The sequence below is a fragment of the Rhodococcus sp. IEGM 1370 genome (assembly GCF_033142325.1).
Lineage (GTDB): Bacteria > Actinomycetota > Actinomycetes > Mycobacteriales > Mycobacteriaceae > Rhodococcoides.
This window is the reverse complement of the sequence record NZ_JAWLRY010000012.1, coordinates 16,009-36,965: the sequence shown is the minus strand read 5'-3', so window position 1 is coordinate 36,965 and position 20,957 is coordinate 16,009. Positions and strand designations below refer to the sequence as shown.

At 63.7% G+C, this 20,957-nt stretch carries 22 protein-coding genes; 3 read left to right on the top strand and 19 right to left on the bottom strand.

All coding sequences use genetic code 11. The annotated features are described in order from the left end of the window. Positions 1-220: 220 nt before the first annotated feature. On the bottom strand, positions 221-1,087 hold the full coding sequence (locus R4P47_RS15720; protein ID WP_317785139.1) for a hypothetical protein: 867 nt from the start codon (positions 1,085-1,087) through the stop codon (positions 221-223). Between the two features lie 202 nt (positions 1,088-1,289). Here R4P47_RS15720 and R4P47_RS15715 point away from each other — a divergent pair, with 202 nt between their 5' ends. Beyond that, positions 1,290-4,106 (top strand): DNA methyltransferase, encoded by a 2,817-nt coding sequence (locus tag R4P47_RS15715; protein ID WP_317785138.1) that lies wholly within the window; start codon positions 1,290-1,292, stop codon positions 4,104-4,106. A gap of 191 nt (positions 4,107-4,297) precedes the next feature. Here R4P47_RS15715 and R4P47_RS15710 read toward each other — a convergent pair whose 3' ends face one another. Next, on the bottom strand, positions 4,298-4,741 hold the full coding sequence (locus R4P47_RS15710) for a hypothetical protein (protein WP_317785137.1): 444 nt from the start codon (positions 4,739-4,741) through the stop codon (positions 4,298-4,300). Between the two features lie 434 nt (positions 4,742-5,175). Continuing rightward, complete coding sequence (locus R4P47_RS15705; RefSeq protein ID WP_317785136.1) at positions 5,176-5,511, bottom strand: hypothetical protein; 336 nt, start codon at positions 5,509-5,511, stop codon at positions 5,176-5,178. A gap of 220 nt (positions 5,512-5,731) precedes the next feature. Here R4P47_RS15705 and R4P47_RS15700 point away from each other — a divergent pair, with 220 nt between their 5' ends. Continuing rightward, positions 5,732-6,100 (top strand): Lsr2 family protein, encoded by a 369-nt coding sequence (locus R4P47_RS15700; RefSeq protein ID WP_317785135.1) that lies wholly within the window; start codon positions 5,732-5,734, stop codon positions 6,098-6,100. Between the two features lie 27 nt (positions 6,101-6,127). Here R4P47_RS15700 and R4P47_RS15695 read toward each other — a convergent pair whose 3' ends face one another. After that, positions 6,128-7,078 (bottom strand): DUF2971 domain-containing protein, encoded by a 951-nt coding sequence (locus R4P47_RS15695; RefSeq protein ID WP_317785134.1) that lies wholly within the window; start codon positions 7,076-7,078, stop codon positions 6,128-6,130. A 171-nt stretch (positions 7,079-7,249) separates the two neighbouring features. Here R4P47_RS15695 and R4P47_RS15690 point away from each other — a divergent pair, with 171 nt between their 5' ends. After that, positions 7,250-7,612, top strand: a complete 363-nt coding sequence (locus R4P47_RS15690) for a hypothetical protein (RefSeq protein WP_317785133.1) — start codon at positions 7,250-7,252, stop codon at positions 7,610-7,612. Positions 7,613-7,682: 70 nt separating this feature from the next. On the opposite strand, the gene R4P47_RS15685 is transcribed toward R4P47_RS15690, so the two are convergent. The 15 genes from R4P47_RS15685 to R4P47_RS15615 form a co-directional block, all read right to left on the bottom strand. Beyond that, the gene (locus tag R4P47_RS15685; RefSeq protein WP_317785132.1) at positions 7,683-10,073 is read right to left on the bottom strand and encodes a DNA topoisomerase III; all 2,391 of its coding nucleotides are present in this window, start codon (positions 10,071-10,073) and stop codon (positions 7,683-7,685) included. A 71-nt stretch (positions 10,074-10,144) separates the two neighbouring features. Further along, positions 10,145-10,717 carry a hypothetical protein gene (locus R4P47_RS15680; protein WP_317785131.1) on the bottom strand — a complete coding sequence of 191 codons (573 nt, stop codon included), beginning with the start codon at positions 10,715-10,717 and terminating at the stop codon, positions 10,145-10,147. Next, on the bottom strand, positions 10,714-10,860 hold the full coding sequence (locus tag R4P47_RS15675) for a hypothetical protein (protein WP_176460136.1): 147 nt from the start codon (positions 10,858-10,860) through the stop codon (positions 10,714-10,716). The genes R4P47_RS15680 and R4P47_RS15675 overlap by 4 nt, the downstream gene beginning before the upstream one ends. A 75-nt stretch (positions 10,861-10,935) precedes the next feature. After that, positions 10,936-11,334, bottom strand: a complete 399-nt coding sequence (locus R4P47_RS15670; protein ID WP_317785130.1) for a hypothetical protein — start codon at positions 11,332-11,334, stop codon at positions 10,936-10,938. A 36-nt stretch (positions 11,335-11,370) separates the two neighbouring features. Further along, positions 11,371-13,002, bottom strand: a complete 1,632-nt coding sequence (locus tag R4P47_RS15665; protein ID WP_317785129.1) for a M23 family metallopeptidase — start codon at positions 13,000-13,002, stop codon at positions 11,371-11,373. Then, the gene (locus R4P47_RS15660; protein ID WP_317785128.1) at positions 12,999-13,364 is read right to left on the bottom strand and encodes a transposase; all 366 of its coding nucleotides are present in this window, start codon (positions 13,362-13,364) and stop codon (positions 12,999-13,001) included. Before R4P47_RS15660 ends, R4P47_RS15665 begins: the two co-directional genes overlap by 4 nt. Next, positions 13,364-15,211: an ATP/GTP-binding protein gene (locus R4P47_RS15655; protein ID WP_317785127.1), complete on the bottom strand. Its 1,848-nt coding sequence runs from the start codon at positions 15,209-15,211 to the stop codon at positions 13,364-13,366. The genes R4P47_RS15660 and R4P47_RS15655 overlap by 1 nt, the downstream gene beginning before the upstream one ends. A 51-nt stretch (positions 15,212-15,262) precedes the next feature. Further along, positions 15,263-16,768, bottom strand: coding sequence for an SCO6880 family protein (locus R4P47_RS15650; protein ID WP_317785126.1), 1,506 nt, complete (start codon positions 16,766-16,768; stop codon positions 15,263-15,265). Next, positions 16,765-17,121 carry a hypothetical protein gene (locus R4P47_RS15645; RefSeq protein ID WP_317785125.1) on the bottom strand — a complete coding sequence of 119 codons (357 nt, stop codon included), beginning with the start codon at positions 17,119-17,121 and terminating at the stop codon, positions 16,765-16,767. Before R4P47_RS15645 ends, R4P47_RS15650 begins: the two co-directional genes overlap by 4 nt. Then, entirely contained in the window at positions 17,118-18,695 is a 1,578-nt protein-coding gene (locus tag R4P47_RS15640; RefSeq protein WP_317785124.1) for a hypothetical protein, read from the bottom strand. Before R4P47_RS15640 ends, R4P47_RS15645 begins: the two co-directional genes overlap by 4 nt. After that, on the bottom strand, positions 18,683-19,519 hold the full coding sequence (locus R4P47_RS15635; protein ID WP_317785123.1) for a hypothetical protein: 837 nt from the start codon (positions 19,517-19,519) through the stop codon (positions 18,683-18,685). Before R4P47_RS15635 ends, R4P47_RS15640 begins: the two co-directional genes overlap by 13 nt. Next, positions 19,516-20,154, bottom strand: coding sequence for a hypothetical protein (locus R4P47_RS15630; RefSeq protein ID WP_317785122.1), 639 nt, complete (start codon positions 20,152-20,154; stop codon positions 19,516-19,518). Before R4P47_RS15630 ends, R4P47_RS15635 begins: the two co-directional genes overlap by 4 nt. A 53-nt stretch (positions 20,155-20,207) precedes the next feature. Next, the gene (locus tag R4P47_RS15625) at positions 20,208-20,474 is read right to left on the bottom strand and encodes a hypothetical protein (RefSeq protein WP_094721955.1); all 267 of its coding nucleotides are present in this window, start codon (positions 20,472-20,474) and stop codon (positions 20,208-20,210) included. Continuing rightward, positions 20,471-20,662, bottom strand: coding sequence for a hypothetical protein (locus tag R4P47_RS15620; RefSeq protein WP_317785121.1), 192 nt, complete (start codon positions 20,660-20,662; stop codon positions 20,471-20,473). The genes R4P47_RS15625 and R4P47_RS15620 overlap by 4 nt, the downstream gene beginning before the upstream one ends. After that, positions 20,659-20,949, bottom strand: coding sequence for a hypothetical protein (locus R4P47_RS15615; RefSeq protein WP_094721958.1), 291 nt, complete (start codon positions 20,947-20,949; stop codon positions 20,659-20,661). The genes R4P47_RS15620 and R4P47_RS15615 overlap by 4 nt, the downstream gene beginning before the upstream one ends. Positions 20,950-20,957: the final 8 nt, after the last annotated feature.

Below are 20,957 nucleotides of genomic sequence, written 5' to 3'. Positions count from 1 at the left end.
CATGATTCGCGTGGCTATTTGTGCCAAATAGAGCTCTAGGATTGCTTGTACAAGCGCAGTTCCGTTAGCTGGAGTGACGGTGGTTGCTACGCGATCATCGTCACCCTGGCGCACCTCTGCTGAGCGCAAGGGAAGTCCTGCATGGAGCACCCGCTAGTTTGTCCGGCACTACGCAGCGAACTGGTGCCGTCGCAGGTGGTGCGCATGATTCGGGGGATGATTACTCATCTTGGTCGAGCCTCCGAATAATATTTGCCAGCAGAATCACAGTGTCGGCGCTGATACCCGCGTCGCGTCTGGTGGCCGTTGAAGAATGCTTTACGCGATGCGCTAGCGCCGCAGCTTTTTTGGTCAGTCCACGTATATCTTCGTTGGTCGGCCCCGGCAAAGTGTCCTCGATATAGCGTTCGATTCTCATGTTGGTCTTGTCGACGGGCGGCTCCGTTTCCCCATCGCGTAGGTGCACTTCTGCGCGGTATACCGTCCTAGACAGCGCTTCCAGCACGCCTACGCAGTTGGTTCCTAGCGCACGGTAGTCCTGCGGTGTCGAGGCCGTCTGAAAGCGCCTGCGGAGTTCCCTGACTTCTTCGTCCACGGCCGGCCATCCTGTCGCCGAATGTGGTGAAGCGGGCTCAGCAAGAGCATCGAAGGTCTTGTCCTCCATCGCGATCAAGGTTGTGAGGATTGGATCCATCAGCGCTGAGACCATCTCACGCCTGGCTTGCCATGACCCATATCCGTCGTTCTTGTTCCAATATGTCCGAAAGGTTGCGAAGTTTCGGAACGGAGGCTCGAACTCGACTCCCAACCGAGCACAGGCCGCGCGCAGCGCAGAGAGGGCAGCTGCTATTTGCTTGTCGTCTAGTTCTTCGCCTCCTCCAGTGCCATAGGCGGTCAATTCACTGTCGATCAGCTCCGACAGAGCGATTGTGACCTCCAAATCGGTCTTCCCTGGGACAGGACCGCGACGCAGTTCGTTCATCATCGCCATGTCGAACCTACGTTTGGCGGACCCTGCGCCCCACGGATCGTCAAACGACGAAGTGCCTGACGATGAAACCACGGTGAAAAAGTCGTCTGGGATCACAGGAGAAGTGTCCCATTGGTTCGGCCTATGGCTGAGTTGGGGAACCGCTCGAAACGGGGACTCGAAGTCGTTATAGCCGTCAGCTCGCCCAATGGCGGTATCGCCGGTATGGCTTGACGGGCCAGCGCCGAGCTGGCGCGCCCCATCATGGTGCAGCGGCCAAAGACGGTCAGCCGTCGAACAGAGCCTCTACGCTTCGAGAGTGCCGTCGGATAAGGAAGCTCTCAAAACGTTCGTTGAGTACCGCCACACCCACTTGTCAGGCGATGAGAAGGGGGAGTCGCAGGTCTTCCTCGACAGACTGTTTCAAGCGTTCGGCCATGGCGGTGTTCGAGAGGCCGGCGCAACACTGGAGGGACGGATCCGCAAGATCGGCGAGCGCGGAACCTCGTTCGCCGATCTGATCTGGAAGCCGCGGTGCATCATCGAGATGAAAAAGGCGGGCACAGACCTGTCTCTGCACTTCCGGCAGGCATTCCGGTACTGGATGGAGGCAGTACCGAACAGACCGCGCTATGTGGTGTTGTGCAACTTCGACGAGTTCTGGATATACGACTTCGACCAGCAGATGGAAGCGCCCGTCGATTCGGTCCGGCTCGATGACCTTCCGCAACGACACGAGGCACTGGCATTTCTGCTGCCCGAGCCTGAAGAACCGATGTTTCTCAATGACCTCGTCGAGGTCACACGCGAGGCAGCGGCCAAGGTGTCCGGGGTGTTCCGGTCGATGAAAGACCGCGGAGTCTCCAGAATCGACGCTCAACACTTCGTCCTCCAGTCGGTAGTGGCAATGTTCGCCGAGGACATCGGCCTGTTGCCGGATAAGTTCTTCACTCGCACCGTCACCGACGCCGCGACGGGCGGAGACGCTTACGACCTGCTGGGGTCCCTGTTCCGCGAGATGAACAGCCCCGGACGCACCGGCGGAGGAGCGTTCAAGGGCACGCCCTACTTCAACGGCGGACTCTTCGAGAAGATAGTTCCGATCGAAATGACCGACGACGAACTGGTAGCGATGAGGTCCGCCGCCTATACCGACTGGGCAGAAGTACGACCGGAAATCTTCGGCACCCTGTTCGAGACGTCCATGGCCAAAGGCGAACGTCACGCTTACGGGGCGCACTTCACGTCGCAGGCCGACATCGCCCATGTCGTGACTCCGTGCATCGTCGACCCGTGGATGGCGAGGATCGAAGCTGCCAAGTCCATGGCCGAGCTGGAGCAGATCCGATTCGATATGGGCAAGTATCGGGTCCTGGACCCCGCGTGTGGATCGGGGAACTTCCTCTACGTCGCCTACCGAGAGATGCGGCGTCTGGAAGCAGAGGTAGTGGCGCGAATAGACCAACGACGCAAAACCAAGGACAAAACCCAATACGTCTTTTCCTACGTGACGCCGGACCACTTCCTCGGCATGGACAACAACCAGTTCGCAGTCGAAGTCGCCAAGGTCACGATGATGATGGCCAAGAAGCTCTCGGCCGACGAGCTCGACGAAAGCGCCGATTCGGCGCTGCCGCTGGACAACCTGGACAAGGTCATCACATGGGGCGATGCCCTGTTCACGCCCTGGCCGACGGCCGACGTGATCATCGGAAACCCGCCCTACAACGGACGGCGGAAGATGACGAGAGATCTGGGCGCGGACTACGTGGCCCGCCTGGACGAAAAATACCCGTCCCCCGGGGTATCGGACTTCGTCACATACTGGTTCCCACTTGCTCACCGGGCACTTCCTGACGGAGGCAGGGCAGGATTCGTTGCGACGCAGGCTATTCGAGATGGGTCTTCCAGGAAAGCATCCTTGGACTACATCGTTGATCACGACGGGGTGATATTCGATGCAGTCTCGTCGAAGTCCTGGTCGGGCGATGCAGCGGTCACTGTATCGATCGTCAACTGGATGAAGGGATCCGATCACGCGCCGGAGTCGAAAATGCTGTGGCTCGACAACGGAAATTTGCGCCTGCCACTGACAGCGATTCCGGCATCGTTGAGACCGTCAACCGATGTCGGAAAGGCCCAATCGCTGCTGGTGAACAAGAAACCAAAACTCATCTTCCAGGGACAGACATCAGGGGCGATCGGTGCGTTTCGTCTGGGTCCCGATGAAGCTGCCGAGATGGATCAAGGGTCGTTGCAGTTCATCCACCCCACGATCGGTGGTGACGGGCTACTCCATTCGCTGGCACCGACGGCATTTCTGATCGATCTACCCCACACCGACGCAGTCCAGGTCAAACGTCAAGCACCCAAGGCTCTAGCGCGATTGCAGCGAATGGTCCTCCCGGACCGGCAAAAGGCGGCCGACAAGGAAGCTGCTGCGAACGCTACGGTGCTCAAACGTAATTCCGCGGCGCGCGTCAATTGGCACAACAAGAAGTTCCTGAACACGTGGTGGCAACACGCCTACCGGCGCTCCGACATGCTCGACCAGATCCAGTCGCTGACCAGATATATCGGCACGTCACGAGTAGCAACCGAAAAGCGAATGTCGGTGTTCCAGTTCATCGACACGAGCATTCGCCCGGACGATTCGATGACGGTCATCGCGTTGGACGACGACTACTCGCTGGGCGTGGTGTCGTCTGCCCTGCACCGAGCATGGTTGGACGAGCGTTGTTCGAAATTGGAATCACGGCCGCGTTATACGTCGACCACGGTGTGGGACTCTTTTCCTTGGCCTACCCTGCCTAACGACCTCGATGTAGCGCGCGTTGCCAGCATCATGGCCAAGATCACCCTGTACCGGGCTGAACGGCTGGCCGAGGGGATCACGCTGGGAGACCAGTACGACGCCTTGCGCACTCCCGGCAAGTCGAAGCTACGAGATCTGCACATGGAGCTCGATTCTGCCGTGGTCACCGCATACGGCTTCAACCCTGATGAAGATCTCCTCGCGCAGCTTCTGGCCCTGAACCTCGCCGCTGCGGTCGATCCCGAGGTAGCGACACGCCCCGGAGGGCACGGTCGACCGGGGGTCTACACAACCGATTACAAACTCAAACCCAACGCCTGAGTTGAACGTCCGTTGGAACCTCTGACGTGTATTGACAGTTTATCGTGCAGTACACTCAGGTTGATGGCCGCCGGCGCCGGTGCGGCCGTCCTCTCCGCGCGGTGAGCGACCGCCATGTGTATTAGAGGTGTATTTCGTTGCGACCAAACGTGTTTACAGTTGCGTCCCCGGGCCAGCCGTCCGGGGAGTTGTCAAAGCCCAAAGCGGCCGACCTGCTTCAGATGAACCAGCGCGGCATCAGTCTGCTCCTGGACTCGGGATATTTGCCCGACCTCGAGATTAGTCGCATCATGCGGCTCGCTGGTAGGCCGATCCTCGCGACCGATGGCAATCAGCCAGTTCTCCGTCAGGCCGCAGCTCGCCCTGCGCCCGTCGACGAGCGTTCTGATCCTTCGGGGAGACGCCGCGCATTCGTCGGAGATTCCGCTCAACTGAGCGACATCGACGTCGTAGAAGCGGATCGAATGTGGTGGAGAAGTGATCCTGACACGGTGTGCGAAGCAGAGCTGTTGCCGGTCACTCTCGCAGGGTTTCCCGTGACGGTTCTGAAAATTCTCGGTGCTGACGGTGGCCCGGATCGCGTCGTGAGACCGAAGAAGGCCGGTGGCAGCCGCGAATTCGTCGAGGTGCGTCACGCGTACAAGGCAGAGTTGGCCGGCCGTGTCCGCCAACTGGGGTCACCTGAGCTCGACTACATCGCCCCGAACCTGTCTCTGGCAGAGCAGGAAACAGTGCGAATCTTTCTCGAAAGTCGATCTACGGCGCGGTCAGGCGGTCCGATTGCATACTTGCCCAAGCGCCCCTAGCCAGCGGGCCCGACTGTAAGGCCGAGATGCACCCCGCAGTCATCGATGGATTGCGGGGCCGTCGCCGATCGAATGAGTGCGGATCGTCGAGTAGGCAGGACGCGAGTCTAAATGACACTGAAAATCATTGCCGATAATATAGATTATGTCAGGTCGGAGCCGAGAATCGTTGTCCGGCAGATAATTTCGATCATACCCGCTCGTGCGAAATTACTGGCGCGATGTGGGCCTACCGCCCGACATGCAGCGGATTCTCTGGGACGTCAGGAATCGAACGAGCTGTACATCACGCGCGCGGTCATGGTGCCGGCCGCGTCGTTGAACGCGCCAAAAGCCGCCTCGAGCAACTCGTAGGCAGGGGCCAACTGAGTCTGCTCGATCTTCGATACCGATGAGACGGTCCATCCGATCAACCCGTCGTGTCCCGGAATCGGCTTTCCGAAAAGATCGACCAGGGCCTCGCGGCGGTATCCCATCTCCACGAGGTCGTTCTCGGTGTACCAATCGTCTCTCGGGTCATGAACGTATTCGTCCGTGATCCTCTGTAGCTCCTCCACGAGCCGGTCGTTGTCCGTCGATGGTGTCGCGGGTTCGGACATTCGGATCCTTTCCTGTGAGTCGCACGTGTACGAGCTACATCGGAGTGGACGATTCTATCGTTGCTCGCATCGACTGCTCAATGCGTGTTTCTAGAACCGAACGGGGATCGAGGCGCGCCCCTTCCGACGGTGACAGGGGGTTGCAGCGCGGCAGCTCGTTTGTGGCTAGGCTGGATATTATCGAATTCGTGACATTGTGTGATCGAAAGGTTTTGTGGCTGTGGCCAAACGAGTGACAACCCAATTGATGGACGATATCGACGGGTCGGTCATCGGCGACGAATCCGGCGAGACAATCGAATTCGCGGTCAACGGTGTCGAGTACGTGATCGACCTGAAAGCGAAGAACGCCACCGAGTTTCACAGAAAGCTCGACTACTACATCGAGCACGCGACACGGGTCGGTGGCCGCAAGCGTAAGCCCTCCCCCGCCGGCGCGTCGACGCCCGCTAAGCCCGGGACACCGGCCTTGCGTGATCCGGCGCAGACACGCGCGATTCGGCAGTGGGCGGCCGACGAGGGGCACCCGATCAGCGACCGCGGCCGCATCCCGGCCCACATCGAAGAGGCGTTCAACGCCGCTCACTGAACTCTATTCGGAGGCGACGTGTTGATCTCAGCCCCTGAAGGGGGCTTTCGACCGTCTCACGCGTGTGCCTGAGGAGCCGATCTTGTCCAACAGACGCTTTACGGCATCCACACGCAAGCTCTGCTCCGGTCCGGGACCGACGACGATGTCGGATATGGCTGGCCCCGCATCATCGGACAGCTGAAAGAACAGCTTCACGTAAGGAACCACCCCTAGTTTCCCCGGCCGAAATTCTGGATGCTCCATCCCGTGGTCCTTGGTGATGAGTCGCCACTCAGATTCTTCGGCGAAGGCCTTGTGCTTGACCTTTGCCAGTTGCTCAATACTGCCTAGGTAGAACACATCCGGCCACGACAATGTCTTTTGGCCTCTCTCGACTGCTTCGAGATCCGCAGCCATCTCCGAGGCGGTCTCCATCATGAGATGCCGTGCCTCACGCCGTCCGTACTTGACCTGGTCAGGTCCGCCCAAGAGTTGGTTGGCAAACAGGCCGAAAGGGTCCCCGTGGTCGTGGAGCTTTGTGTTCACCTCGTAGAACTTGGTCAGTGTGGAGCGCGCGAACCCGAGTGCGAACCCTCCACCGCCGTCTCCGTACCCGCGCCATTGGCTGAGCAGGTCACCCTTGGATGCGCTGGAAAAGCAGGTGACGAACGGTGTAGCCGGGTGGGCGTCTTTGTGCCAGGTCATCTCGAATGTGCCGGCGCGTACGGTCCGGGCGAGTTCGAGCAGACGCTCGGCCACAGCGGGTGTTCGTGCCGTGTCGCGCGCCTGCTCCTCTAGCTCCGAAGCCAAAAGCTTCGTGCCGAACCGAAGCTCTTTCGTATCGTTGAGATACCGTGCGTCCGTTGCCCATAATGATCCGTACCGTGCGTTCCGAGGTGCGCCGTCGAACTCGACAGGATTGCCCAAAATGCCGAGCAGGCCAGCGGAGTCCGTGTAGTGGTACAGAGTCTCAGGTAGGTCGATGGATCGAGGCATCGGCCAACACTATCGTTGTGGTGGAAAGGTGTTCGATGGAGAGACGGTGTGTGCGCAGGGTCGGACACGACTGTTGACGGAACCGGGGAACGGAAGATGGGTGCACAGTATCGATCGCATCGGGGTCGTCTCTGACCCCGATCTGTCCGGAGAAACGCTAGATTGCCCCGTATGAGCGAGAACGTCGGCGTGGCTGCGGTGCCCGATCACGTGCTCGATGAGCTTGCCGAGGTTCTGATCGACAGGATCGATCAACTCCTCGATCGGGTGACCGATCGGGCTGTGGGCGCGCCGCCTCCGGGATCGGCGGCGTGGGAGTTGGAGTGGAGTGCCCGAGACACAGCGATCGGACGTGCGCGCGTGGCCGAACGGTCGCGTGTACGAGAGGAACTGGCGCGTCGCGCGTGCGCCGGACTCGGCATCGCCGAAGGTTCCGCACCGGCGGTGCCGACTCGGCACGCTCCCCCGGTCCGACCCCGCCGGACGAAGCCAGGACGTGTCCGCGTCGACGAGGCACAGCTGACCTTCTTCTGAACCCGCCGCTCGAACTCGTTTCCCGATGGGTGAGGCGTGCGACACCGCTGCTGTCCTGCGGCGCGCCCGTTTACCGACGCACGGTGCGTTTATTGGTGCCTGCGGTGGATTTGCGGTCCTCGAACTTCAGCTTGAATCCAAATGTCTTGCTGCCCTGGTAGGTACCTGCGGCCAGTGCGCCCTTGGCCCGGTACGTCTTACCTGTCTTGCTTGAGGCGTCGAATTCGATGGTCTCCCCGGCCAGCAGCTTCTCGAGTTCCTGCTCGGTGAAGTCCTTACCCGGCCAGTGGTCGTTGGCACCCCATCCGCGGCCTTTGAACGTGACCGACTTGCCCTTCCACACCCCGCTGACCAGATCGGTCCTAGGTGCACGCTCTGCGAACTGCGGGTTGAAGCTCACGTGTGGGTACTGCTTGCCGTCTTTCTCCCTTACGCCTGGTTCGAGCTTTCCCTTGCAGGTGAACGTCTTTCCCGACTTCGCACTCGTCGCGACGATCTCGATGACCTCACCGGCCAGCAGTTTCGCCACTTCGGAGTCGGTGAACCGGTGGCCACCGAAGACCCGCTTGGCGCGGGTCACGACCGTGCCTGCGTGGGTGAAATGCAGCTCCGGTGGCAGCTCGATCATCTCCACCGCTTCTCGGGTCACCCCGGCCTTGCCCATCCGTGCCGTGAGCTCGCCGGACAACGTCCTCGCATTCGCCGTCATCGTCTCGAGGTCGCGGCGCACCAGGTCCGCCACGAGGGACAGATGGTCGGCTGCCTCGCCGGTTCCGGCCTCGATCTGCGCCATCTGCTCGAAGACCTGCTCGGTGATCGTCAGATCCCCGATGTGCGTGCCCGGCAGGATCCGATGGTTGAGTTCACCGATCGCGCTGAGGGTGATCTTGCCGCGCTTCTCGATCATCAAGGCCTTGCCGCCCGAGTTGTTCGTGACCTCGGCATAGGTGCTCGTCCGGGTCGCGCCGGTACCTACGCTCCGCTTCTCGAGCTGTTTCATCAACCATCCCATCGTCGGATGCGGCGGCCGCGGCGGGAAGCCCTCGTGGACGAACGGGTCCGCGACAGTACCCAACGCCGTCGCACCAGTGGGTTGCTCGTCGCGCTCGCGGCCGTCCTCCTCCTCGACGACGAACACACCTTTCCATCCGAGCACTGCGGGCACATTCAGCGAGCCGACGAACCTCGGATACTTCTCGACGTGGCCGCGATGCTGGTCGTACTCGTAATCGGGGGCGAGCATCGTTAGGTAATTCTTCGCGAGGAGCTCGTAGATCTCCCGACCCAACTCGCCGTAGGCCTTCTCCACTGCCGCGAGGCTCGGCGGTACGTTGGGCCCCGGACGGTTGGCACCGTGCGCGCCACCGGACTTGATATGGCTCGTACGTGGGCCGCGATGACTCAGCGCCGCCGGATCCACGCCCACCACACCGGCGATCGCGTCGACCGATGGAAGCAGCTCGTTGAACTGCTCGATCGAGATGAACTTGTCCTCGGTACGCGGGTAGGACACCACCTGCGCCTCGTACATCTTCTGATAGGTGTCGAGAACGTTCTTCGCCCCGAAACCTTTCTTCGACAACAGAGACGACAGTCCGGCCAGGTCCATCAGTTTCGGCGGTCCCGTTTTCTTGCGTGTGGTCCCGTCGTGGACGACCGGTGACGACTGAAGGCCGCCGGGAACATCGTTCTCGTTCTCGAATCGATCGACCTCGGGGTCGGTGTACGTCACGCCGTTCTCGTCCCGAAACCGGTTCTCGTAGAACGCTTTCTTGAGGTATCCGTTGTGGGCGTCGAGTCCGTCACCGACGATTACGACCATTGCGGACTTGAGTCGGCCGTTGCGTAGCACGGTGGTCGCGCCCGCGGTCTTGGTCGCGAGTCTGGTGAACTGCATCGAGAGCATGTCCCACTTCGACCGGAAGTCGGCCTTGCGGTAGTCGCCTTCGGCGGCGATCGCGGTGACCGGGCGACGGGCTGTGAAGGCCTTACGCAGCGATGCCGGTGTCTCGTCGAGGAACTCCATGCGTTCGAGTTTCTTGTTCTCGAGGCCCAGGTACTCTACGATCTCCCAGCCGAGGAGTGAGCCTTCACCGGTGGGATCGAGATCGGCTGCATTGCAGATGCTCTCGCAGCCCGAGAGGGTCGTCCTGAGTTCGTGGAGCAGGCTTTTCGCGTCCGGATCGGTGACCAGCTTGCCGCCGGACACCCGGCGCCGGATCTCTCGCTCCCAGCGGAAGTCGTCGGCGTTCCACGGTAGATGTTCGAGCTCCCAGCTCTTGTACTTGTCGGTGAGAGGCGCGGGCACCATCGCGGAGGGGTCTTTCAATTCCAGCAGGTGGCCGCGAGCGTGGACGATGACGTACTCCGTGCCTGCGAACGTGCCACTCATGCCGCCCAGTGCTGCGGCGAAGTTACGTGCTGCGGAGGGTTTTTCGGTGAGGATTCCTACTTTTCCCATGACGATAGATCCTTCTTCTCTGCGGTGCGTGCGGCGTGTGGTCGGCGCGGGTGTTGCCGGTGGTGAGTCGGCTATAGGCCTGCGCTGACGAGGCGATAGTTCGCGACTTTCCAGCCGTCGTCGGTGAGTTCGACGTCGACGGCTCCGGTGTAGCCGGTGAACGGGGTGATCTCACCGCTGCGGTGTTGGACGACGCGGTCGATGACGACAGCCACGGTGGCCTTGGCGTCGCCGTCCTTGTCGAGGCTCTCACCGTCGAGATTTACGCTGGTGTCGGGTCGGGCGACGGCGGTGACGATGTCGCCGCTGCGTGCCCACGCCGACCATTCCGGGATCGGTTGCGGCGCTGGATCGGGTGGTGTGGCGGCGGCAGTGGCCATCGATCCGGTCAGATGTTGGCGTTGCCCGTGCATGGCATCCCAGGGCGAATCCTGCACTGCGGGTTGCCAGGTGTACACAGCGGACATCACCGCCGTCGCGACACCCACGGGGTCGGTGGCGGACGGGTCGATGGCGATCCCGGCGTCGGTACCCGGTGGTGGCGGTGTGTCCGAGCCGCGGAAGACGAACACGATCACAGCGGCAATGGCGACCACACCGACGATGCCGAGACACGCGAGAACGATGCCTGCTCTTCGGCTCATCTCGTAGTCTCCTGCGAGTCGGAGTCGTTCGCTGATTCAGCATCGGTGTCGCAGATCTGGCCCAGTGCAGCGGCTTTGGCGATGACTTCGAGCCAGTCGACGATCGGTGCGTCCGCTCGGCGGCTGTGGAGGATCTGTGCCATGTCTGTGCTCCTTGGTCTGTGATGGTGCCAGTGTCCTGGTGGCCACCGACAACAAATGTGTGGGTGTGTGCAGCGCTAGCCGACGGTGGGGACTCCTGCTGCGGCGATCACGCTGACCGTCCAAATCGCCCACATGACGAGCGCGGTCGCCGCCAAGTGGATGGCTTTGCGGAGCGCAGTGACAGTCCAGTTCTGCGCTCGCGCAGAGGCGTCGGCGACAGCGACGACGCTGCCTATGGTCATCGCCGCGGTGACGACGATGACGGCCCACCAACCATGCGCGAGAACGTCGCGGGTCGCCGCGGCGCGGCCGCTGTCCTCGATCGTGGTGACCATCGACTCCAGGATCAATCGGGCGACGGGAACAGCCCATACCGTCCATACGATGACCGAGGTCAGAGCAAGGGCTGTCAGTGCTCGATGCCGGTCGTGGGACGTCAGGTGGTGGCTGGTGCGTGTCGGTGCGGTGCTCATGAGTGGGCCTTTCCGTCGAGCATTGGTCGGTGGCGGCTATCGGGCCAGGTCGTAGTCGGATGCGGTGGCGGTGATGGTGGTGACGTAGTTCTGGGTCTCCGAGTAGGGCGGGACGCCGCCGAACTGTTGGACCGCTCCGGGGCCGGCGTTGTATCCGGCGAGCATCAGCTCGACGGGATCGCCGGTGATGGCCCCGGATTCGATGCCCGGTCGCAGGGTGTCGGCGACCGAGCAGTTGTAGCGGCCCTGCGCCATGACGGCGTCGCCGATGTCGTTGGGATCCCCCTCCCCCGCAGCTCCGGTGACCACACCCTGATCGTCGACGGGGAAACCGAACGACGCCCACGTTCCGGGGAGGAATTGCGCATACCCTTCGGCCCCGGCCGGACTGGTCAGGCCCGGTGTGAAGCCGGATTCCTGTTTGAGCTGAGCGGCGAGGATCGCGGGTGAGAGCTCGCGGCACTGAGCGGCCGAGAGGGCGAGCCACGGCTCGAACTCGGGAGGGATCTGGCCGGCGGCGAGGTTCGCGTGATCACCGAGACCGGCACCGGGTGCGGTGGTGCAGTTCCCGGTCGCCTTCGGTGCGGATCCGCCGCCGCCGGGGACGGGCCCGTAGGTCTGGCCGGGTGCCGGTGCGCCGTGGCCGACGGTGGTGACGTGGACGTGGTCGAAGTGGTTCTGGGTGGGAGATCCCCTGTCCTCCATGGTGTTCGGTTCACCTTGGGAGGGGATGTATTCCTGTCGCCAGATCATGTATTCGATCTGGAGATAGTCGCGGTTCGCCCACAGGTAGTCCTTGACCTGGTCGCCGAGCGCTTTGCCTTCCTCGGAGGACCAGTTGTCGATCATGATGTCCGCGGCCCGGCCGGAGGGGTGGTCGTCGAATCCCCCACCGTCGGCCCGCCACCCACCGATGGTGGTGATCTGCGGGAACTTCGCGTGAACAGCGCGGGCGACGCGGACCGTGTCGACCTGAAAGTGCTCTTCGGAGCCGACATTGGCGGGGAGAGCCGCCATCTCCGCGGTGCCGCCGTTCGGGGCGGGCGAGGTCGGTGCGGTCGTAGACGGAGACGGGAGCGGGCTCTGGCCGGTCTGTCCGCTGCCGGGCTCGGCGGCGGCGGCGTAGAACGGCTGCGGGTCGATCGCGTTGTCGGGTGACCAGGGCCCGGTGTGGTACTCGAAGTGCAGGTGCGCGCCGGTGGTGTCGCCGTTGTTGCCTTCGTCGGCGATGTGCTGACCGGCGGTGACACGTTCGCCTGGCTTGACCAGGACACCGTCGGGGAACATGTGCCCGTACACCGTGGAGACGGTCTGTCCGTCGATGTTGTGCTCGAGGACGATCCACATCCCGAATCCGGTCGCGGGTTCGGCTTTGGTGACGATGCCGTCGGCGTAGGCGTAGATCGGGGTGCCGACGGGACCGGCGAGGTCGATGCCCTTGTGCATCGTTCCCCACCGTGACCCGAACGGGCTCGTCAGCTGCGCCTCGGAGGTCTTCATCGGCTTGGAGAACGACCCGGCCGGAACACCACCTGCAGCAGAGGAAATGCCCTTCCCGGGAAGACAATCGGTGGGCGCTTCCTCGCGGACACCGGTGGTGACGAACAGGACCACGAACAGCGACAGTGCGAGCACCACGCTCAGCGCGATCGCGCCGCCCTTCTTCACAGCGCAGCCGCCCCGAACGAGTGCGAGCCGTAGGACTGGGTGGTGATCGCACGCGGCGAGCAGGCGGCGAGTCGTTCAGTGAGAGTGCGGTTCTCGCTGCGGAGCCGCCCGATCTCGGCTTCGGCCGCCCGTAGCTTCGCGGCGACGTCATCGGACGCCGGAGACCGGGAGGATCCGAACTTGTCCTTGACCCACCGTGTCACGGTGTTCTCGTGCGCTCCGATCGCTCGAGCAAGGACTGCAACACATTCGGCGCGCGAGGCGTAGTTCTGGCGAGACTTCTCGTACTCGGTCAATACCCATTGCCGGGTCTCGGCGGGGAACTCGGCTCGCCGATGATCGCGGGGATCGTCGGCGCGCATCACCACGCACCGACTATCTGAGAGGCGTCCTCGTCGGCCCTGTAGGCATCTGCACCGTCGAGTTCGTGGTGCTGGCCGGCGAAGTACTCGGCGAAGCGGGCGTTGGTGTCGTGGACCCCGGTGTCGTATTCGACGTCGGTGAGCACGGTCTGGATGGGAATACCGGGGGTGTTGTCCTTGGCGACCTTGATCAGGAACTTCCCGCGCCCGATCGGATTGCGGACGGTGCGGCGTTCGGACCCGCGAAGCGCTGCCCCGCGCGACCAGGAGGTGACCATGCCCGCTTCGGCGGCGGTGAACTTCAGCTCCCCGGACAGGCGCTCGACCTCACCGATCGGCAGTCCCCCGCACACGACCATGCCGGCGCGGTCGATGAATCCCTTCGCGGTCTTGATATCGGCTTCGGTGGGCAGGGTTTCGAGGTCGCGGCCGGTGTGGGTGATCATCAGCAGCCCGGTCGCGTCGGTGCGGTTGAGGCGGGTGATCTCGTTGACGCGGGCGACCATGCCCGGCCCTGCGCCGATGACCTGCCACAGCTCGTCGAGGGCCATCAGGAACAGGCGCTGGCGGTCCAGGCCTGCGTCGGCGAGCAGGTGCGCCGCTTCCACGGTGCCGTAGGCGTCGGCCCAGCAGGAGAGCATCACCGCGGCTTTGAGGGTGGTATCTCCCCGGTCGAGGGAGGAGACGTCGATGCAGATCATCGGTGCGTCGAGGTCGATCGGTTCGGTGGTGTGGTCGGCGAAGATGTCCCCGAGCGGGCCGGAGGTCAGTGCTCCGAGGGCCTGCATCAGTTCGGTGATCGCCTCGCGGTAGCCCTCGCGGTCGGTCTTGTAGGCCGCTTGGAGCATGTCCGCCGACCCGGCGTCGATGCGGGTGTAGAGGTCTTTGAGCAGCGGCGGGTTGGTGTAGGAGAATCCGCCGTCGGCGTACAGCTCGCGCAGCGCGATACCGATCAGGGAGTTCTCGAAGGCTTTCACCGAGTGGGTGTCGTAGCGGATCAGCTCGACCAGGGCGCAGACGGCGTTGATCTGGCGGGTGGAGATGGTGATGGTGGCGACGTCGATCAGCTCGTCGAGCTCGGCGATGCGATCGGGGTCGGTTTCTGCGTTGCGGGCAGTGATCGCGCGGACGACTGCCTGTCCGAGGGCTCCGGCGGCGAGGGGGTTGAGGTGTCCACCGCCGTGGCCGAGGGTGATGATCTGCCCGCCGAGTAGGCGGGTGAGCTTGACGTATTCGCCTTTGATGTCGCCGGCGACGATCGGGGTCTGTCCCCAGCCGCACGCGCCGAGGAGGATCTTGCGGATCAGCGTCGATTTCCCCAGGCCGGGCAGGGACAGGACGAACATCGAGGGGTTGCCGATGAGCTTGTCGCGGAAGTACGCGAACGGATCGCAGGAGACGGCGTTGCCGGTGATGGCGTGCTGGCCGACGATGGTGCCGGCCGAGGGTGCGGCTGCGCCGATCGCCCACGGGTTGAGCCCGCACATCTGCACCGAGGTGGCTTCGTACTCGATCGGTGCCGGGACGGTGGACATGCGGCCGCCGCCGGGCCCTTTGAGGCCGCGTGTGCTCGACGACAGTGCGGCGCGCCACCACGGGTCCCCAGCGGCGTCGTGGACGGCCCGTTCGACGTGAGGGTGATCGTTGCGCCACCGTGCGAGGCCTATGCCGCGTCGGGAGTACTGGTAGGGCTCTTCGGCGTCACCGGTCGCGACGGCTGCGGCGAGCTCGGCGTAGTCGGTGTCGCCGATGATCCAGCGGACGAATGCCGACGGCCGCGCAGCGTCGGTCTCGACATATAGGTCATCTGCGTGTCCCAGGTCGGGGCGGTCGTCGGTCATGGTCATCGGGGAGTCTCTTTCTCACGCAGAGTGGGGGCCGGTGGGGGCGAGCAGTGTCTAGCTGCGGCGCACCAGGATCGAGGTGGAGATCTGATCGGGTAGCAGCACTCCGACGCCGAGACCGGCGACGAACGCGGCGTCTTGGAAGGCGAACGCGCGGCGCAGTCGCAGCCGGGATCGGGCGGCGAGGGATTCGGTGACGGCGGCGGCGTTGGCGATCTCGTCGACCGATCCGACGGTGATGGTCAGCAGTGCCGAATAGCGTTCGTATCCGGCGCCGGAGACCATTTCGCGGCGGGCCTGCTCGGCGATCTCGTGGCGCTTCTCCGACCCGGCGGAGGTGATCTTGTTTCCGCGAGAGTTGATCGCGTGCAGGGCGTCTCGGTGTTGCTTGTCGACCTTCTTCGCGGCGTCCCCGGCGGTGTAGGGGCGGTAGACGAGAGTGAGGCGCTTGCGTGGGAGGTCGTCGTGCGGCTGCAGGAGCGGTTTGAGGACGGTGTCGGTGAATACCGATTCCGGTGGTGCGGCCATCTCCCAGACGACCGAGACTCCGCCGTCGTGGCGGTAGTGTCCCCATTCGGTCTTGGCGCGGCCGGGGCCTGCGTCGTCCCAGTCGACGCCGTGATCGAGACCGGAGACCTCGAGTTCCTCGAAGTCGTTCTCGGTCGAGGGGTTGTAGGAGCGGTGCACGGCCGCGGTGATTTCGGCGGCGGTCATCGGCTGGGCATCGATCCCGGCACCGGAGAGCGACTCGTACAGATCCGGCAGGCGGCGGGCCAGTTCGGTGGCCATCTCTTCGGGGTCCTTCTGTCGCTCGCGGGTGGTAGCGCGGAAGGTGATCGACAGTCGTGCCAGGGTGCGGTGCCGACCCGAGGGCATCCGGACGGCGGACTGCTCGACGAACGACGCCGCCAAGGGCGGTGCGGTGGGGACAAGTTCGTGTTCGGCTCGCCGCGCCAATCGCAGCCCGGTCGCGGGAATGTTCTCCACCACCACCACGGCACCGACGATGTCGCCGGGCAGGCCGAGGTCGGCGAGGTAGACGCCCCAGTCGGCGGTGTAGAGGTCCTTGTCGCGCTGGACGATCGCTTCGTCGCCGCCGGGAAGGGCGTCGAAGATGACGGTGTAGCGGTGATCGTCGGGGTTGTGGATCATCCCGAATTCGTTGCCGTGTCGGTCGATTCCCATGTAGACCTTGGTGCGGGCGAGCAGGCCGGGGAGTTTGTAGCGGCCACCGGGGATCCTCGAGTGCGGTCCGGCGTGGTACTCGGTGGATTTGTCGATGTGCTTGCGCCGCAGCCATTGCATTCTCAGTTGTCCTGTCTCGTAGAGGGTTCGGCCGTTCGGGGCGATGACCAAAGGGGCGAGAACGAGTGCGCCGACGCCCATCAGCGCGAGTCCGACGACGAAGTTGCCGAAGATCAGGACCGCGAACGAGACTGCGAAAAATCCTGCGCCGTAGGCGATGACCTTCGTCGGTAGTCCGAATGCGAACGTGCTTTGCGGCCGGTTACCTGCCGAGTAGATCGGTGGTTCGTACGGGGCTTCGAGCTGCGCGGTCATCGGAGGTCACCGCGCGCGATCACTGCCGCCCCCGCGACGGCTGCGCTGACGACCACGGCGATCGATGCCAGGGCAGCAGTACGTGCGCTGATGTTCTGCCACCATGCGCACTGCTCGGCGGTCCCCCAGGTGTGGGCGGCGGGTGGCTGTTGCCCGGTAGGGGTTCTCACTCCGATGGCGGGTGCGAATTCGGCGGCGTGCTGTCGCCAGTCCGGTGCGCGGCGAAGGCGAGTGTCGGAGGTGAGGGCGATGGTGCGCGGGTCGAAGAAGGTTTTGACGGTGCCCTTGTGTGCGTGCGGGTCGAAGATGAAGACAGCGCGCTTGGGTGCGTGCGGTGAATTATGTTGCGTCATCGTTGGATCCGTCCGTGGTAGTTGCCGACTGCGCCTTCTGCAGCAGAGCCGAGAGCGGTCGAGACCGAGCCCGCGGTGCGGCCGACTGTGCCTGCGGTCTTGAGTGCCCCTGCCGCCCCGCGTAGGCCTGCCGAGGATGCTGTGCGACCTGCCGATGCTGCGGCCGAACCGGCTCTGCGGGCTGCGCCCATCGGCCCAGACGATGCGCCCGCGTGCGAGGGACTCGATCCTCCGTTGTAGCGGCCCTGAAAACCGGGGGTGGAACGCGCGCCTGTGCCGTTTCCGCCTGAGGAACCACCTTTGCCGCCGCCACCGGACGATCCGGCGACGGTGTTCGCCGCTGCCCCGAGGGCGCGGGATGCCGCCATTCCGCCGGCCCCCATCACTGCGCCTCCTGCTGCGCCGAGCGCTCCTACTTCCCGCCCACCGGCGGAGATGGATTCTGCTGCGGGCGCGACGATCTTGATCAAGGTGGGTAGGCAGAATCCGACGACGGCCAGGAGGACCGAGCCGATGATGACGGTCGCGATCTGATCCGAGCTCGACGCCGAGGACGCCCAGAACGCGAACAGGTACAGCAGCGTCGCGACCGGCTTGAACAGGAGAGCGCCGAGAGTGAAGGCGATCATCGACTTGTAGGAGCTGCGACCGGTGCCGGTGGCCGACGCTGCTGCGGCGAGCGGGATGACGGCGACGACGACGCACAGCACGGCCTCACGGATCAGCAGTGCGATGAGCTGCGCTACCGAACCGAGGAATGCGAATCCCGCGCAGGCGAGCGCGAGGATCGGGCCGAGGCCGGTCTTGTCGTCGAATGCGGTGATGGCAGTGATCTTCTCGTCGAGGTTGCCGCCGACGAATTTCTCCAGCGCGTATGCCGAGGCGATGTCGCCGCCTTGGTGGAACATCAACACCAGAATTGGCAGAAGTGACACGGTGACGACGGTGCGGACCAACATGGTCGCGGTCTCGGTGGCCCCTTCCATCACCGCTTGTTTGCGGGCGATCGCGAGCTTGATCATCGCGATGATGATGGAGGCGAACAAGGCGACGACGGTGAACCCGGAGATGATGTTGCGTAGGCCCGACATCGCGTTCTCCGCCGCGAGGCCCGGTATGCCGGAGGACATCCAGAACGTCATCACCGATCGGAATGCTTGGGTGTTGCCTTCCATCACCGATTTGGCGAAGTCCCCGACCGGGTCGCCCCAGAATGTCGAGAGTGTGGAGTCGACGGCGGTGGAGAACGCGTCACCGGGATGATCGCTGAAGGCTGAGTCCAAGCAGAAGAACTGGTCGGCGGCATCGCGTCCGCCGACCGCGTCCAGGAATTTGTCAGCAAGCCCGCCTTCGACGATCGCATCCGATCCGTCGGCCAGGCATTCGCGGCGTTGCTGCTGAAAGTCGTTGCCGTCGGCGTCGGGGTTGATCTGCTCGGTCAGATTCGGTGCTGGGGCGGGGGTGGGGTCTTGAGCGTGGGCGAGCCCGCTGGCCCCGACGACGGCGATCAGCGACAGTAGCGCGATGAGGATCGCGCGGGCGGCGATGGCCGCTGCGCGCGTCACAGTGCCCACCGGGTGAAACCGTCGAGCGAGTTGTACGGGCCGAATGATGCGGGTCCGGTGGCTTCCCGGGCTTTCCATGTGCCCTGGTCCCACACCATGTTCAGTCGCAGGCCTCCGTAGACCGGTGATTGCATGCGCTGGCCGCTGTCGTCGACGTCACGAATCATGGCGAGTTCGACGACGGTGAAAGTATCCGTGCAGGAGAGGATTTTGAATGCAACCGGTGCCCGCAGTGCCACAGTGCCGGTATTGATCGGCCGGTTCTCTTCGACTGCTCGTGCGTCCTGGCCGACGACGTCGCTGCCGTTCAAGATCAGCTTGTCGCCTGCCTCGATAGCAACCTGTCCTCCCGCGAGTGTGCGAGGCAGGATGTTGGCGGCGGCCAAAGCCGCTCCCTGCGGGGTGCGGGTGTAGCCGGCGAGGACCAGCCCGTCGATGTACGACGGCCCATCCGTTTCGGAGTACAGGGTCGAGACACCGAAGTTGCGTTGGATCATCATCGACTCTGGGGACGTCACCGGTCGGCCGTCATTGGTGCATTCGACACGCGGGCCGGTCGGCTCACGCTGCGGCAATGGTTGGCCGGCAGGGTTGTTCGGGACCATCACAGTGCGCCCGGACAGGTCCGCGTCGGGAACACCGAAGCCTTCCGCGCCGGTGTCGAGCTCGGAGTCACCGGGGGTAGGTGCTGCTGTCGTCGGCGGTGGACCAGCGGTGGTCGTCGGGGTGTCGTCGTCGTTCATGTTCGGGATGATGAACACGATCGCGCCGATGATGGCGATGACGACGATCGCAGCAACGGTGATCAGGACGGTACGTAGCCGACGGTTCATGGGGTGCGCTCCAATGTGGTGTAGCCGTCGAGGTTGTCGATCTCGATGGCGTCGATGTTTTCCTCGGAAGTGGGTAGCACGATCCGCCAATCGCCGTTGATCCATTGCAGCGCGACAGGATAGGAAAACAAGTCGGTTCCAGTCCCGATGGTTTGTGCCACCGACACCCCCGCCGAAAGCGGATCACTGGAGTAGTCGGTGACCTCGAACCCGACGAACTTCGGTGCAGTGTCGGCCGGGACCGATCCGGAGACGGTGACGGCGGCGCGTGCGGCCGCGAACTCGTCGCGCCCGGGTCCGGGTGCAGTGACGGTGTTCACCACTTCCGGCCACGCGCGGTCGTCGGCGACGGCAAGTGCTGTCTGACCGTTGATCGCGGCCAGCACCGCCCCCTGTGGTGTCTGGGAATATCCGCTGCGGTTCACCGATGTTCCAGCGAAGGGCCCGTCGACCCGTGAGGTCGGCACCGATACCCCTGCTACCTCGCGCCAGGTCAGCTCGGCCGGGGCGGAGCGCAGATCGGGTGTTGCGTCCGGGGTGGCGGTCGGTGTGTCGTCGTTGCCGGATCCGCACGCAGTGAGTGCGAGGACGGTCGCCGCTGTCGCGGCGATCCGGAGTGTGCGGGAGACGGTCATCAGGTGAAGCCTTTCGGGTCGAATGCAGTTCGGGCGCAGCGAATGTGGGTTTGTCAGGCGAGGACGGCTTTGGCGATTCCGGATGCGGAGCCGATGATGGCGGCGCAGATCAGGATTCGGGCCAGGGTGGCGTCCTCGACGACTTGAGTGCCGGTGGATTTGCGTTGGTTGACGAACATCGCCCCGCACACGAACAGTGCTGCGATGCAGGTGATGATGGCGAACCAGAGCAGCCACGACAGGCCTTCCATGATCGGCTGCCAGACCTCGTCGGGCCATTCGACCGGCTCGGTCGGTGGTTGAGCGAGCACGATGGTCATAGCAGGATCACCCCGGCAACGGCGGGGGCACCGACGCCGAGCGATATCGCCAGCCCGTGCAACAACATTCGTTTCGTGTCCGTCTGGGCCACAATGGATTCGGAGCTGCGCCCGGAGATGGTGCGGTGGCGCGCCAGTCCTACTGTGCACACCACCATGCCCCACAAGGTCCAGTTCAAGGCGGTCATAGGACGAGCATGTTGACCAGGCCGGCTGCCGCGCCGATGAGGATAGATCCCGCCAATCCCCACACCAGTCCGGCGCCGTTTTCGTTACCGCCCGAGACTTTGGCGACGGCCAGTTTTGCGCCGCAGACCGTCAGACCGCCGACGGCACCGATGATGCAGATCCAACTCAGCCAGGACAGCAGCTCGAGGATCTTGTCGCCGGCCCCACCACCGGGTGCGGTGGGGCTGACGTCGCCGATGTTCTGCGCCAGAACCTCGGTGGCCGACGCGGCGAGACTGGTGATCATGGTGTGCT

Excerpts from the sequence above, each read along its gene's own strand:
- R4P47_RS15705 (WP_317785136.1), bottom strand. The coding sequence starts at position 5,511 with ATGTCCGAACCCGCGACACCATCGACGGACAACGACCGGCTCGTGGAG.
- R4P47_RS15695 (WP_317785134.1), bottom strand. The coding sequence starts at position 7,078 with ATGCCTCGATCCATCGACCTACCTGAGACTCTGTACCACTACACGGAC.
- R4P47_RS15690 (WP_317785133.1), top strand. The coding sequence starts at position 7,250 with ATGAGCGAGAACGTCGGCGTGGCTGCGGTGCCCGATCACGTGCTCGAT.
- R4P47_RS15685 (WP_317785132.1), bottom strand. The coding sequence starts at position 10,073 with ATGGGAAAAGTAGGAATCCTCACCGAAAAACCCTCCGCAGCACGTAAC.
- R4P47_RS15680 (WP_317785131.1), bottom strand. The coding sequence starts at position 10,717 with ATGAGCCGAAGAGCAGGCATCGTTCTCGCGTGTCTCGGCATCGTCGGT.
- R4P47_RS15675 (WP_176460136.1), bottom strand. The coding sequence starts at position 10,860 with ATGGCACAGATCCTCCACAGCCGCCGAGCGGACGCACCGATCGTCGAC.
- R4P47_RS15670 (WP_317785130.1), bottom strand. The coding sequence starts at position 11,334 with ATGAGCACCGCACCGACACGCACCAGCCACCACCTGACGTCCCACGAC.
- R4P47_RS15660 (WP_317785128.1), bottom strand. The coding sequence starts at position 13,364 with ATGCGCGCCGACGATCCCCGCGATCATCGGCGAGCCGAGTTCCCCGCC.
- R4P47_RS15655 (WP_317785127.1), bottom strand. The coding sequence starts at position 15,211 with ATGACCATGACCGACGACCGCCCCGACCTGGGACACGCAGATGACCTA.
- R4P47_RS15650 (WP_317785126.1), bottom strand. The coding sequence starts at position 16,768 with ATGACCGCGCAGCTCGAAGCCCCGTACGAACCACCGATCTACTCGGCA.
- R4P47_RS15645 (WP_317785125.1), bottom strand. The coding sequence starts at position 17,121 with ATGACGCAACATAATTCACCGCACGCACCCAAGCGCGCTGTCTTCATC.
- R4P47_RS15635 (WP_317785123.1), bottom strand. The coding sequence starts at position 19,519 with ATGAACCGTCGGCTACGTACCGTCCTGATCACCGTTGCTGCGATCGTC.
- R4P47_RS15630 (WP_317785122.1), bottom strand. The coding sequence starts at position 20,154 with ATGACCGTCTCCCGCACACTCCGGATCGCCGCGACAGCGGCGACCGTC.
- R4P47_RS15625 (WP_094721955.1), bottom strand. The coding sequence starts at position 20,474 with ATGACCATCGTGCTCGCTCAACCACCGACCGAGCCGGTCGAATGGCCC.
- R4P47_RS15620 (WP_317785121.1), bottom strand. The coding sequence starts at position 20,662 with ATGACCGCCTTGAACTGGACCTTGTGGGGCATGGTGGTGTGCACAGTA.
- R4P47_RS15615 (WP_094721958.1), bottom strand. The coding sequence starts at position 20,949 with ATGATCACCAGTCTCGCCGCGTCGGCCACCGAGGTTCTGGCGCAGAAC.